General features: G+C 60.7%; 16 protein-coding genes. 13 read left to right on the plus strand and 3 right to left on the minus strand.

Going from position 1 to position 13,261, the window contains the following annotated elements; all coding sequences use genetic code 11:
* Positions 1-10: 10 nt before the first annotated feature.
* Positions 11-529, minus strand: a complete 519-nt coding sequence (locus FFS21_RS07700) for an arsenate reductase (azurin) small subunit (RefSeq protein WP_137924318.1) — start codon at positions 527-529, stop codon at positions 11-13.
* A gap of 430 nt (positions 530-959) precedes the next feature.
* On the opposite strand from FFS21_RS07700, the gene arsD reads away from it, so the two are divergent.
* The 13 genes from arsD to FFS21_RS07765 all read left to right on the plus strand — a co-directional run bounded on the left by arsD (position 960) and on the right by FFS21_RS07765 (position 11,363).
* Positions 960-1,325, plus strand: a complete 366-nt coding sequence (arsD, locus tag FFS21_RS07705) for an arsenite efflux transporter metallochaperone ArsD (protein ID WP_137924319.1) — start codon at positions 960-962, stop codon at positions 1,323-1,325.
* 12 nt (positions 1,326-1,337) lie between these two features.
* Entirely contained in the window at positions 1,338-3,125 is a 1,788-nt protein-coding gene (gene arsA, locus FFS21_RS07710; RefSeq protein WP_137924320.1) for an arsenical pump-driving ATPase, read from the plus strand.
* A gap of 4 nt (positions 3,126-3,129) precedes the next feature.
* Positions 3,130-3,522 (plus strand): DUF2703 domain-containing protein, encoded by a 393-nt coding sequence (locus FFS21_RS07715; protein ID WP_137924321.1) that lies wholly within the window; start codon positions 3,130-3,132, stop codon positions 3,520-3,522.
* 632 nt (positions 3,523-4,154) lie between these two features.
* Positions 4,155-4,490 carry an ArsR/SmtB family transcription factor gene (locus FFS21_RS07720; protein WP_137924322.1) on the plus strand — a complete coding sequence of 112 codons (336 nt, stop codon included), beginning with the start codon at positions 4,155-4,157 and terminating at the stop codon, positions 4,488-4,490.
* A complete protein-coding gene (locus FFS21_RS07725; protein WP_137924323.1) occupies positions 4,487-4,960 on the plus strand; it encodes an ArsI/CadI family heavy metal resistance metalloenzyme in 474 nt (157 codons plus the stop codon). The genes FFS21_RS07720 and FFS21_RS07725 overlap by 4 nt, the downstream gene beginning before the upstream one ends.
* 9 nt (positions 4,961-4,969) lie before the next feature.
* The gene (locus FFS21_RS07730) at positions 4,970-5,464 is read left to right on the plus strand and encodes an arsenate reductase ArsC (protein WP_137924324.1); all 495 of its coding nucleotides are present in this window, start codon (positions 4,970-4,972) and stop codon (positions 5,462-5,464) included.
* Between the two features lie 34 nt (positions 5,465-5,498).
* On the plus strand, positions 5,499-5,993 hold the full coding sequence (locus tag FFS21_RS07735; RefSeq protein ID WP_137924325.1) for an arsenate reductase ArsC: 495 nt from the start codon (positions 5,499-5,501) through the stop codon (positions 5,991-5,993).
* 2 nt (positions 5,994-5,995) lie between these two features.
* A complete protein-coding gene (gene arsB / locus FFS21_RS07740) occupies positions 5,996-7,072 on the plus strand; it encodes an ACR3 family arsenite efflux transporter (RefSeq protein WP_137924326.1) in 1,077 nt (358 codons plus the stop codon).
* 9 nt (positions 7,073-7,081) lie between these two features.
* Positions 7,082-7,504 (plus strand): arsenate reductase (glutaredoxin), encoded by a 423-nt coding sequence (arsC, locus tag FFS21_RS07745; RefSeq protein ID WP_137924327.1) that lies wholly within the window; start codon positions 7,082-7,084, stop codon positions 7,502-7,504.
* Positions 7,501-8,265, plus strand: coding sequence for an arsenical resistance protein ArsH (gene arsH / locus FFS21_RS07750; protein WP_137924328.1), 765 nt, complete (start codon positions 7,501-7,503; stop codon positions 8,263-8,265). Before arsC ends, arsH begins: the two co-directional genes overlap by 4 nt.
* Before the next feature lie 17 nt (positions 8,266-8,282).
* On the plus strand, positions 8,283-9,476 hold the full coding sequence (locus FFS21_RS07755; RefSeq protein WP_137924353.1) for an MFS transporter: 1,194 nt from the start codon (positions 8,283-8,285) through the stop codon (positions 9,474-9,476).
* Positions 9,477-10,036: 560 nt separating this feature from the next.
* Positions 10,037-10,981 (plus strand): metallophosphoesterase family protein, encoded by a 945-nt coding sequence (locus tag FFS21_RS07760; RefSeq protein WP_137924329.1) that lies wholly within the window; start codon positions 10,037-10,039, stop codon positions 10,979-10,981.
* A gap of 34 nt (positions 10,982-11,015) precedes the next feature.
* On the plus strand, positions 11,016-11,363 hold the full coding sequence (locus tag FFS21_RS07765; RefSeq protein ID WP_137924330.1) for a cupredoxin domain-containing protein: 348 nt from the start codon (positions 11,016-11,018) through the stop codon (positions 11,361-11,363).
* Between the two features lie 168 nt (positions 11,364-11,531).
* On the opposite strand, the gene FFS21_RS07770 is transcribed toward FFS21_RS07765, so the two are convergent.
* Entirely contained in the window at positions 11,532-12,302 is a 771-nt protein-coding gene (locus tag FFS21_RS07770) for a molybdopterin-binding protein (protein WP_137924331.1), read from the minus strand.
* Positions 12,289-13,143 carry a cytochrome b/b6 domain-containing protein gene (locus tag FFS21_RS07775; RefSeq protein WP_137924332.1) on the minus strand — a complete coding sequence of 285 codons (855 nt, stop codon included), beginning with the start codon at positions 13,141-13,143 and terminating at the stop codon, positions 12,289-12,291. The genes FFS21_RS07770 and FFS21_RS07775 overlap by 14 nt, the downstream gene beginning before the upstream one ends.
* Between the last annotated feature and the right edge of the window lie 118 nt (positions 13,144-13,261).

Raw genomic sequence — 13,261 nt, forward strand, 5'->3', positions numbered from 1 at the left:
CAGTGCCCCCTTACAGCAGGTTGGCTTGACGGCCGTAGATCAACCCGTCGACGCCAATGGCTTTCACGCTGCCATCTGCGGCGCTGTACTCGAGCTGGATTCTCGGAAGATTCTCGGTGGCCTGGCCGGATACCATCTGCCCGGACTTCTCGGGGTCAAAGATGCTGAAATGACAGGGGCATCGGAATGTGCGCGCCGTGGAGTCATAGGCGACCGGGCAACCCATGTGCGTACAGAGCGTGCTGTAGGCAACAATGTCACGGTCGGGGCCAACGCCACCTGGAACCGGCGCACCCGTCTTGATTACCGCGCATGGCGATGAGGCATCAGGGTACGTAAAGGTGACCGGTGTGTTGGGCCGAAGCTGGCCAGCCCGTGCGATCACCTTAGGCTTGAATGGCAAGGTCGTGCGACCTACGTCCGCTGGTGGCGCGGCAGCACCGGCCGGACTCACCACCGTACCCGAGATGCTTACGCCGGCCGCGGAACCGCCAGCAGCCTTCAGAAACTGCCTGCGCGAAATTGACATGTCGCCCTCCTTCCAAATGCGATCTCGGACCGAGCTGGGTGGCCTGAGGTACATCGTGGTCGCGGGGCTTTAGAGGGCGATTTGCCGGGCGGCCGCGCTCCCCGAGGGATCACGCGACTAGATCTTGATAATTCTGGAATTGTGTAACTAATTTCTAGGGCAATGACAGCCCCACTGCAAGTTGCATAGCAAAATAAAGCGGCGCCGATGGTCACGATGTTTGTACGCCATAGAGCACATCAAACAAACAGTGGGTAGTCTGATCTAGCGCAAGGAAAACAGCGCATGCAATCTCTTTATTTTGATAATATTGGAAACATGGAATTATGGGAACGCCGGAGCGATTCCTTCCCGTCTCCCTGAACACCGCACACCGTTCACCGATTGCTGTCAGCGAGCCCGAGGGCCGACTTTTTGAAAGGAAGTCATCATGAAAAAGCTGGAAGTGTTTGACCCTGCCATGTGTTGCTCGACGGGGGTCTGTGGCGTGGATATAGATCCGATCCTGGCGCAATTCGCGGCCGACCTCAAATGGGTCGAAGAACAAGGTGTCACTGTGACCCGGTACAACCTGGGGCAGGAGCCTCAAGCATTCGTGGCCAACCCCTCTGTGGTCAAGGAAATGGAGGGTGGCATGGATCGTCTGCCCATCATTGCAATCGATGGCCATATTGTATCCACCGGCATGTACCCCTCGCGCCAACACCTGGCGCAGAAGCTCAATCTTGCGCCGGCAACGGCCGAGAAGCCGCGGGTCAAGGCGGGTAGCTGCACACCCGGCTCCGGCTGCTGTTGAAGCGGGGACGCCATGACCTTGCCTTCTACACGTACCCGCTATCTGTTCTTCACCGGGAAAGGCGGGGTCGGTAAGACCTCGCTATCCTGTGCCACCGGGCTGGCCTTGGCCGAAGCCGGGCGTTCGGTGCTCATCGTTAGCACGGACCCTGCGTCTAACCTGGACGAGGTGCTGGGCGTAGGCCTGAGTCAACTGCCAACGGCGATCCCCGGGGCGCCTGGCCTGCACGCGCTGAACATCGACCCGGAAGCGGCGGCACACGCCTACCGGGAGCGGATGGTGGCCCCTTACCGAGGCATATTGCCGGCTGCTGCAATCCAAAGCATGGAGGAGCAGTTCTCCGGCGCGTGCACCGTCGAGATTGCTGCGTTCGACGAGTTCTCGAAACTCCTTGGCGACTCGTCCGGTACGGCCGACTTTGACCATGTCATCTTCGACACGGCTCCCACCGGACACACCCTGCGTCTGCTGACAATGCCCTCGGCATGGGACGAGTTCATTTCCTCATCCACTGGCGGCGCCTCCTGCCTCGGTCCGCTGGCCGGGCTGGAAAAACAGAAGGCGCTATACGCGGCAACCGTCGATCGTCTTTCCAATGCAGACGAGACCACGGTCATCCTGGTTGCCCGTGCCGATACCGCATCCTTGAGGGAAGCCAATCGCACGGGTGCCGAACTGGCGGATCTTGGGATACGTAACCAGGCCCTGGTCATCAATGGCCTGTTCACGGACGCCGGCTCCGGCGACCCAACGGCGACGGCCATGGCGCAGTTGGCGGACGAAGCATTGGCAAACATCCCGGCCGAATTGGCCGGGTTGCCGCAGGCGCGTATCCCCTTCCTGCCGCGTGGCACCGTCGGATTGGACGCGCTACGCGAAATGGCCCATCCCGAGACTGTGGCATTGCCGACCAGTCACGAGATGCCCGAAACCAGCTTGCCACCTGGCTTGAGCGGTCTGGTCGAGCGCATGGCGTCGGCCGGCCATGGCGTCATCATGACGATGGGCAAAGGCGGCGTGGGCAAGACCACTGTCGCTGCAGCAGTTGCCGTGGCACTTGCGAAGAAGGGCCATCGGGTCGTGCTTTCAACGACTGACCCGGCTGCGCATATTGCCGCCACCATTGAAGGCGAGCTTCCTGGCCTGACGATCGCCCGAATCGACCCAGCGGAGGAAGTGCGACGGTACACGGAGGAGGTGCTCTCCAAGGCTGGCCAGCAACTCGACGCCGCTGGGCGCGCGATGCTGGAAGAGGACCTGCGTTCGCCATGCACCGAGGAAATTGCCGTATTCCGAGCCTTTGCCCGCACCGTCGACGAAGGCAAGGACGGATTCGTGGTGTTGGACACGGCCCCCACAGGCCACACGATCCTGTTGCTCGATGCGGCGGAGGCCTACCACCGGGAAGTGATGCGCACGCAAGGGGATATGCCTGAGGCTGTGCGGCAGTTGTTGCCCAGGCTGCGCGACCCTGGCTATACGCGAGTGCTTATTGTTACCTTGCCGGAGGCCACGCCCGTTCACGAGGCGGAGCGTCTTGCCAAGGACCTGGCCCGAGCTGGTATCAAGCCTTACGCGTGGGTCATCAACCAATCGCTCCTGGCGAGTGGGACGACGCACCCCGTGCTGTGCCAGCGCGGCGCTTACGAGGTGCCTTTCATTCGCCGCGTCGTCGACGAGCTGGCGCAAAGCTGCGCCCTAATACCGTGGCTCTCCGAGTCCCCAGTCGGAGTCAAGGGCCTGGAGCATCTGGTCGCTCGCGAGCCAAACCGCGAGCCCGATCCATCTTCTGTGAGGTAACACCGTGAAGACACTTCCTATCGTTTGGCAGCGCCTCGTTTCCGGTGGGGAAACTTGCCCACGATGCGCTGGCACCGGAGATGAGGTTGAGCGGGCCTACCGGCAACTGCGCGAGCAGTTGATGCCGCTGGGCATCGAGCCAGTATTGGAGACTCGAGAGATTGATGACGCCACCTTCAAGGCCAATCCGTCTGAATCCAATCGGATCTGGATTGCGGGAAAACCGATGGAGGAATGGGTCAATGCCTCGGTAGGCAGCAGCCCCTGCTGTTCGGTTTGCGGCGACTCCGAATGTCGCACCGTCGACGTTGGTGGGACCGCCTACGAGGTAGTGCCAGAGGACTTGCTGGTCAAGGCCGGGCTCATTGCCGCGCTGACGATGAATGCGGAAAAGTAGGAACGGATGTGCCATCTGCAACTAGACGTCACGTTGGGACCGAGCGACATATTTGCCGTGTTGAGCTACGAGCGAGCGACAGGTCAAGCACGAAGTTCTCGCGCGGAACCCGGCCGCCCGGCCGGCGAGATGCATAAGCCGCTTGACCTTCCCCCTGTAGCAAGGTCGATAGTGTGAATAGGACCACCCTGATTGGGCGCCAATACATCATCGCCCGGCACTGGAAGTGCACAATGACTGACTTGTCTTCCCTTCCATTGGCGGAAGCCGTCTATGCCGCGTACGCACTGGCGTTGAGCCAACGGAACACAGACGTCGCTGATCCCCTGCTGCGCGCACTTGAGCTATTGGCCGCCCAGTCCGGGGATAGCTCACATTTGAATGCCGCCTACACGCTTATTGAGCGGTCCATAGCCGCGACGCACAACCTGCGTCCTCACGAGCGTTCCACGCACTAGGTCGGCGGCTATACCGGCAGGTCTTCCAGCATTGCAGATCACTCGGCAAAAAACTCCGGGTGGCGAGCTTGCAGCTCGTCTGCCGGCAATTCGCACTCTCCAGTGCAGGCTTCCTCGCCCGTCGTCATACAAAATTCACTTTGCAAGTTTTCATAATTCGAATATAGTCGAATCATGAAAACGGACCACGCCCTTGAAGCGCTTGCCGCGCTTGCCCATTCGATACGCCTGTCGGTGTTCCGGCTACTGGTAGAAGCCGGGCCCGAGGGGCTTGCCGCCGGTCGAATTGCCGAATTGATGGAAATGCCAGCGTCATCGCTATCGTTCCACCTGAAGGAATTGCACCGCGCCGGCTTGCTTTCCAGCCGCCAGGACGGTCGCTCGATCATTTACATGGCTCGCTTCGAGACCATGAACGCATTGCTGGGTTACCTCACGGAGAACTGCTGCGGCGGCAATCCGTGCTCTCCTGTGTCCAACTGTTCCGTCGCCACCGAGGCCCAATCATGAAGCGCTTCCACGTTCACGTCAGCGTCGCGGACCTGTCTGCGAGCATTCGTTTCTACTCGGCACTCTTCGCAGCCGAACCCACTTTGGTGAAAGAGGACTACGCGAAGTGGATGCTTGAGGACCCTCGCGTGAACTTCGCCATTTCGGCACGCGGTGCCGAAACCGGGGTAGACCACCTCGGGTTCCAGACCGATGACGCAGGCGAGCTGGCGGAGTTGAAGGCGCGAGCCGAAGCGGCCGATATGGCGCTGCTAGACGAAGGCGAGACCACCTGCTGCTATGCGCGAAGCGACAAGTACTGGGTCACCGATCCGCAAGGCATCGCGTGGGAGCACTTCCATACGCTTGGCAATGTGCCCGTGTACGGCGAATCCAGAAAGATCGAAGACGCCAAATCGGATTCAGCGTGCTGCGCGCCCAGGGGAAAGCCAGTCGGTATTGCGGTCAACTCCACGCCGTCCTGCTGCTAAGGGTGCCTCATGAGCGAGAAAATCTACAACGTGCTGTTCATCTGCACCGGCAATTCTGCGCGTTCGATATTGTCGGAAGGGCTGATGAACCATTTGGGCAAGGGGCGCTTCCGCGCGTACTCAGCGGGCAGCCATCCCACCGGTGCGGTGAATCCGCTCGCGCTGGCAGCACTGGCGCGCCACGGCATGGACACCACGGGTTTTCGCAGCAAGAGCTGGGACGAATTTTCACAGGACGGTGCGCCTCAACTCGATTTCGTCTTCACGGTCTGCGACAAGGCCGCGGGAGAGATCTGCCCCGTGTGGCCAGGTCAGCCGATGACAGCGCATTGGGGCGTACCCGATCCGGCCGCCTGCGAAGGTACCGAAGCCCAGAAGCAGCAGGCCATCAACGAAGCCGCCATTTCACTCAAGCGCCGTATTGAACTGTTCCTGTCGCTGCCTCTGCCGAAGCTTGACGCGGTCGCGCTTCAGAAGGCGATCCGGGACATCGGCACGCGCTGAAACGCTCCCCAAATTACTTGTTGTTGCAGCCCCCATGACTACCAACGTACTGATCCTCTGTACCCACAATTCCGCCCGTAGCGTTCTGAGCGAGGGCATGCTCAACCATCTGGCCAAGCAATTTGGCCGCGATGTGCATGCCTACAGCGCCGGAAGCTCCCCGAGCGGACGAATCAACCCGTTCGCCATCGAGGCGCTTGAAAACGCCGGCGTCGATGTTGGCGGCTTCCGCAGCAAGAACTGGGATGAATTCGTCGGCGAGAATGCGCCCCACATGCGCGTCGTGATCACGGTCTGCGACAACGCGGCCGAAGAAGAGTGCCCGTACTGGCCAGGTAGCCCGGTGAAGGTGCACTGGGGCTACCCAGATCCGTCGAACACGGAAGGCGGCGACGAGAAGAAGCGTCAGGCATTCGAGCTGACCCGACAGGCCATCGCCTACAGGATGCTGCAATTGCTGCTGCTCCCGATCGATGACATGAACAACGCAGAGTTGCAGGAGACCCTGCAGCGCCTGGCAGGGAGCTGAATATGAGTAGCCAAAACGTAGCAGCGACCGGCCAAGCCGTGGCCAAGCCGGCGATCAGCTTTTTCGAGCGCTATCTGACCGTTTGGGTCGCGCTGTGCATTGTCGCCGGTATCGCACTCGGGCAGATCCTTCCTGAAGTCTTCCAGGCGATTGGGCGGATGGAATACGCGCAGGTCAACCTGCCAGTGGGCATTCTGATCTGGGTGATGATCATCCCCATGCTGATCAAGATCGATTTCGGCGCACTGGGCCAGGTGAAATCGCATTGGCGAGGCATCGGCGTAACCCTGTTCATCAATTGGGCAGTCAAGCCATTCTCGATGGCGCTGCTCGGTTGGATTTTTGTGCGTCACCTTTTCGCGCCGCTATTGCCTGCCGACCAGCTTGATAGCTACGTGGCCGGTCTTATCCTTCTGGCCGCCGCTCCTTGCACCGCCATGGTGTTTGTCTGGAGTCAGCTCTGCAAGGGCGATCCGTACTTCACGCTGTCCCAGGTCGCTCTGAACGACGCCATCATGGTGGTCGCCTTCGCGCCGGTGGTAGCACTGCTGCTGGGCCTGTCGTCCATCACAGTGCCATGGGACACTCTGCTCACGTCAGTGGCCTTGTACATCATTGTGCCGGTCATCATCTCGCAACTGCTGCGCAAGATGCTCCTAAGCCGCGGCGTGGCCTACTTCCAGCGTGTCGTGCACCGACTCGGGCCGTATTCCATCACCGCGCTGCTCCTTACGCTTGTTCTCCTGTTTGCATTTCAGGGCAAGGCCATCATCGATCAGCCACTGGTAATCGCGCTGCTCGCGGTACCGATCCTGATTCAGGTCTTCTTCAACTCTGGACTCGCCTACCTGCTGAACCGCAAGCTCGGCGTCGCCCATTGCGTGGCGGGCCCGTCCAGTCTGATCGGCGCCAGTAATTTCTTCGAACTTGCCGTCGCGACCGCAATCAGCCTCTTTGGCTTCCAGTCGGGGGCTGCACTGGCGACAGTGGTAGGCGTTCTCATCGAAGTGCCGGTCATGCTGCTGGTTGTCGGCATCGTCAACCGGTCGCAGTCGTGGTATGAGGCCAAGGGCCATTAAGGAACTGGAATGTCGGTAACGATCTACCATAACCCCGCGTGCGGTACATCACGTAACACCTTGGCCATGATCCGCAACGCGGGCATCGAGCCAAATGTCATCGAGTATTTGAACACACCGCCGGACCGGCAGACACTGCAACAGATGATCCGTGATGCCGGACTCACGGTGCGCCAGGCTATCCGCGAAAAGGGCACGCCGTACGCGGAACTGGGTCTGTCCGATCCTGCGCAGACGGATGACCAGTTGCTCGACGCGATGCTCGCCCATCCGATCCTGATCAACCGGCCCTTTGTCGTCACCGAGCTTGGTGTGCGGTTGTGCCGACCTTCGGAGGTCGTGCTCGACATCCTGCCCTCGCCACAGCGAGGTTCTTTCACCAAGGAAGACGGCGAGGTCGTGATCGACGGCCAAGGTCGGAGAGTGCAATGACGATGGAAATGCCCAACATCGTCCCAGCGGTTCTCGACACGCCGGACCTGTACAAACTGGAGCCGGCACGCATCAGTACCCACCCGCCGCGCATCCTGTTGCTCTATGGTTCGTTGCGCGAAACTTCGTACAGCCGCCTGCTCGTCCAGGAAGCTGAACGGATCCTGCAGCACTTCGGTGCGGAGACCCGTGTGTTTGACCCACATGGCCTGCCAATGTGCGACAGCGTCCCTGCCGACCACCCAAAGGTGGTCGAGCTGCGAAAGCTCTCAGAATGGTCGGAAGGCCAGGTCTGGTGCAGCCCGGAGCGTCACGGCACGCTGACGGCGGTCTTCAAGAATCAGATCGACTGGCTGCCGCTGGAAATGGGCGGCATTCGTCCCACTCAGGGGCGCACACTCGCAGTCATGCAAGTCTGTGGTGGCTCGCAGTCCTTCAATGCGGTCAACGCACTGCGCGTGTTGGGTCGCTGGATGCGCATGGTGACGATCCCCAACCAGTCGTCGGTCGCCAAGGCGTACCAGGAGTTCGAGGCGAATGGCCGCATGAAGCCTTCCTCTTACTATGACCGTGTGGTGGACGTCATGGAGGAGCTTTTCAAGTTCACGCTTCTCGTACGCGATCGCAGCGACTACCTGACGGATCGCTACAGTGAGCGCAAGGAAGCAGCACCGGCCACGGCAACCACGCTCGCAGCAGCGGCGATGAGCCATGAGCAAGACGCGCAGGTCAGCGATACCGACAGCGGCGAAGTCGAATAACGAAGAACGGGATGGCCATGGAGCCAAGCGGCGGCGTGATCGCCAGGCTGGGCATTGCCCAGACCTTGGCGTGGGGTTCGACGTACTACCTGCCGGCGATGCTGGCGACGCCGATGGCGAAGGACCTCGGCGTATCCACCCCTACGGTATTTGCGGCCTTCAGCGCTGCGCTTGTCGTGTCGGCCCTGATCGGGCCGTCTGCAGGCAGAATGATCGATCGGACTGGCGGCCGCTCGATACTGGTAGCCACCAGCATCATATTTGCCTTGGGTCTGGCGGGTCTTGGTTTCGCCCAAGGCCCAGTTGGACTCTTTGCTGCCTGGCTGGTCCTGGGTATTGGAATGGGCGCAGGGCTATATGAGGCCGCATTCGCGACGCTTGTGGCCCTGTACGGCCACCGCTCTCGGGGCGCGATTACCGGCATCACGCTCATCTCCGGCTTCGCCAGCACGGTCGGCTGGCCGCTGTCGACATTCATGGAGGCACACATTGGATGGCGCGGTGCGTGTCTCGCGTGGGCGGGATTGCATCTGACACTCGGTTTGCTCCTGAATGCGAGCGTGCCGCGCGGCCTTGTGTCCCAAGATGCCAAGCAAGACAAGGTTGCTCCGGTGAAGCGCGAGCCCTCGAATGTGGCGGAGAGCGACTCCCAACGGCTCGCCTCGTATGCGTTGGCCTTTGTGTTCGCGGCGACCTGGTTCATCAGCACAGCGATGGCGGCCCATTTGCCGCGCCTCCTGCAGGCTGGCGGTGCAACCGTCGCAACGGCCGTGACGGTAGGCGCTTTGATCGGCCCTGCTCAAGTGGGGGCGCGAATCCTCGAGTTCGGCTTCCTCAGAAAGGTTCATCCGCTGCTTTCCGCTCGCATTGCAGCCGCACTGCACCCCATCGGAGCAATGGCATTTGGCGTGGCAGGCGCTCCCGCAGCGGCATTGTTCGGTGTATTGCATGGTGCCGGCAACGGCATCCTAACCATCGCAAAGGGAACGCTACCGTTGGTCATCTTCGGGCCAAACGATTACGGCCATCGTCAAGGCGTCTTGATGGTCCCCGCACGCGTTGCACAGGCATTGGCACCGTGGCTGTTTGGCATTTGCCTCGACGCATTCGGCGCAAAGGCGCTTTGGCTATCATCGGCTCTCGGCGTAGGGGCCATCGTCATGCTGATGGCAATTCGGCAAACAGAAGAACCCCTCGCAAAGGCGGTCTGAGCCGGCAGCTCGCTCAGCGACGCTATGACTGAATGCCCCTCAGGCAATCACCGGTGTTGCCGAGCGTCCAATAATCGCGTGCATACGTTCATCTGCGCGGAACTCAGCCGATGGCCTATAAAGGGTCGGCAGTTGCCTCTGAAAGCCGCAACCGCTGGACAGGGTGGGCGGAGGGCAGAGATCGGGCCATGAGCGGCCGTTCGCGTAGGCTGGCGACCCGCCTCAAGCGCGCTCGATGAATCGTGCCTGATCAGGCCCACACCCTACCCCTGAGGGGGACGAGAAAACCCCGGCACTGTACGGTCTTTCGTTCGTGTGCCGCGGGGCCGACCGACTTTGCCGTGCCGACCGCCTGCTCGGATTGCTCCACAAGCGGCATCGATCCCAGGGTGCCGTATAAGGAATTTCGACCGCCGCGGCGTCCTCTTTTCGCTGTTGTCACAGGCAATGCTTAAGGCGGAATAAAACGGATGGCCCGGCAGTAATACAGATGAACCCAATCGCGAGGCCTGTCGGATAGTCCGGCAATCTACCTCTCGAAACTGACTCGTGAGGGCAATATGTCATCAGGTCTTCCGTTCGATCCGTTGCGCCGCAGTGCGTTGAAGTGTCTCGCATTCGGCGGCGCGGGCACCGTGTTTGTTTTGGCCGGCGGTGTTCTCTCGCCTATGGAATTGGCCCTTGCCGCCACAGGGAAGAGGCCGTCGGTCGGCTCGGGCGTCCCTCTATTCCTGCAGATCAGCGACACACATATCGGCTTCAACAAGGAAGCCAATCCGGACGTCGCGGGCACGCTCAAGCAGACCATTGACCTCGTCAACGCGATGCCGATCAAGCCGGCGCTGACGATTCACACTGGAGACATTACGCATCTATCCAAGGCAGAAGAGTTCGACCACGCGGCGCAATTGATGTCCGGGCTGAATATCACCGAGTTGCATACCGTGCCCGGCGAGCATGATGTAACCGATGGGCCTGGGACGGAATACTTCAATCGTTTCGGCCAAGCCTCCGGCAATAAGGGCTACTACAGCTTCGACCACAGTGGCGTCCACTTTGTCGGGCTGGTCAACGTGATGCATTTCAAGCCGAACGGTCTGGGGGGCTTGGGCGACGACCAACTCGCCTGGCTGAAGGCCGATCTGAAGGGCCACTCGTCCAGCACACCGATCGTCGTCTTCGCACACATGCCAATGTGGACGATCTACCAACCGTGGGGCTGGGGCACCGGCGATGCCGGCGAGGCGATGACCTATCTGCAGCGCTTCGGTTCCGTCACCGTCTTGAACGGCCATATCCACCAGATCGTATCGAAGGTGGAAGGCAATATTACTTTCCATACGGCGCGTTCGACGGCCTATCCTCAACCGACAGCCGGCAATGGCCCCGGACCGATGCCGCTCACGGTACCTAGTGATCAGCTACCTAGGATGCTTGGCGTGACCAGCATCAAGATCATGCGGCACCCGCTCGCTGCGACGCTCACCGACACGACGCTCGCCTGAACGTCCAGACACCCCACCAACCAGGACCAGAATCATGCCAACGTCTATTCTTCGCCGCGCCTTGGTCTTCTCTCTCGGGGCCGGGGTATTCATCGCGGCATCGGCTTCCGGGTTCTCCGTCGCGCAAGCCGAGGAGAACAATGCCGTCGTTTTGAAGAATTTCCAGTTCTCGCCGATGTCGCTGACGATCAAAGCCGGCACGACCGTCACGTGGAAAAACCTCGATGGCGAACCGCACACGATTGTCAACGACGCCGGCCTCTTCCGCTCCAGCGCGCTCGACCAGAACGACACCTTCAAGTTCAGATTCGATAAACCGGGGGTCTACAACATCTTCTGCGGCATACACCCGAACATGAGGGCGACGATAACCGTCCAGTAGATACAGTTCGAGCCGGAAGCGCGAGGCCAGACAGAGGCGGCCGAGGCCTAGTCCGGCCGCGCTGCAGGGAGGGTCCGCGTGGAGACGCCGGCAGAGATGAACGGCGAACTGATAGTAGCGCTGACCACCGCCGGCAAGCGCGCGCAGGACGAAAAATCCGGCGCTTCGTCAGATGCCGGCATACCACTCATACCCCTGGTCTTCCCAGTAGCCGCCTTTGCCCTCACCAATGCTTTCAAAGCTGCTGACGAGTTCGATGCCCATGATGTATTTGGCCATCTTGTAGCCGAGCTGTCGTTCTACCCGGACGCGTAAAGGCGCGCCATTGGCGATCGGCAACGGCTTGCCGTTGAGCTCGTAGGCGAGAATGGTCTGCGGATGGTAGGCATCTTCCATGTCGATGCTCTCGTAATATTTCGTCCCCTCTGCATCCATCGGGTCGGCGCAGTAAAAGACCACGTAGCGTGCCTCCGGCCTCGGGTGGACACGCGCGAGCAAGGCACTTAATGGTGCGCCTTTCCATTTGCCGATCGCGCTCCATCCTTCGACGCAATCGTGACGGGTAATCTGGCTCCGGGCGGGCAGCGCGCGCAGTTCGTCCAGCGAAAACGTTGCGGGCTGCTCAACCAGGCCGAAAACCTTGAGTCGGTACGCGGCGAATTCGCCGGCGGCCAGGAACTGGTATCGCTCGTCGTCCGGATTGGCGGTGCCATTGCTGCGAAACGTCGGCGAGAGGTCCGCTTCGGTGAATTCCTGCGCCATCGAATGGCGCGAGGTCACCAGATGTTGCGTGGCCTGGCTAAGCTTTTCCCCGCTCTTCAGAAGCTTCGGAAACCACACGGTGCCCGACAATCGATCGCAGCTTGCGAGAAACAGGGCGCCGCTGGCGGCCAGGAGTCGGGCAAGAAAGCGGCGGCGGTTCGGCTCATTCGCTGTCATGATGATCCTCCGTCGCCGGGATCCGATAGCGCCCCGTAACCATTGCGCGCAGGTTGTTCCAGAGCCCTGTGATGATGACTTGAGAGACATGAATGAGGACGAACGCTACCAGTGCCAGGGCGGCGATGAAATGGATCGTGCGCGCGGATTGCCGTCCGCCGAACCAATCGACCCACCCGGGGATCACTGAGTCGAGCCACGGCGACATTGCCCACCCCATCAAAATTGCGAGCGGCAGCAGGCCGAAGATGACGATCAGGTAGGTGAGCTTTTGGAGAACGTTGTAATGTTTCGCGGCTTCGCCCTTGGGATGGCGTAGCAGCAGGTGGTCCTTGAGCGACTTGCGGATGGAATGCCAGTCCTCCTTGGTCGGCGTCAGGTCGCGCACGAGATGCCGGCTGAAGATCGCGTGGATGACATACGCCAGACCATTGATGACTAAGATCCAGGCAAAGAACAGATGCCAGCGCCGTCCCAGTGCCAGCCACTGGGGCCCGGGAATGGTCGCCCAGGCAGGAAAACCCCGTCCGACCAGGTCGCCGTCCGGGCCTCTCGATGCGCCGAGCACACCCGTCGTGTTGAATTCGCGGCCAGCCACCCTGGTGACGCCGACCACTTTTCCGTCCTTGGTTTCCTTGGCGCCCATTTGCAGGATCGGCGGCCGGCCGGTATACGACGACTTGCCCCAGTAGAGCGCAGGGTGCGCGTTGAAGATCTGCAGCCCGCTCATCAGCAGGATGAAAAACGCGATGACGTTGATCCAGTGCATGATCCGCACCGGCAATGTGTGGCGGTAATAAAGCGAGTCTCGGCGAGGGACCGCTGCATCGGAAGACCGCATGGTGTAGCTCTCATCGAATGAAACGCTTGGCAGCGTCGCCTCGACAACTTATGCGTGGCGCGATGCATCAATGATAGGCGTTCGGCGATATCCCGGAGTCAAGGCGGACAGCGGGGCT

Source organism: Cupriavidus sp. 2SB (assembly GCF_005503625.1).
Lineage (GTDB): Bacteria > Pseudomonadota > Gammaproteobacteria > Burkholderiales > Burkholderiaceae > Cupriavidus.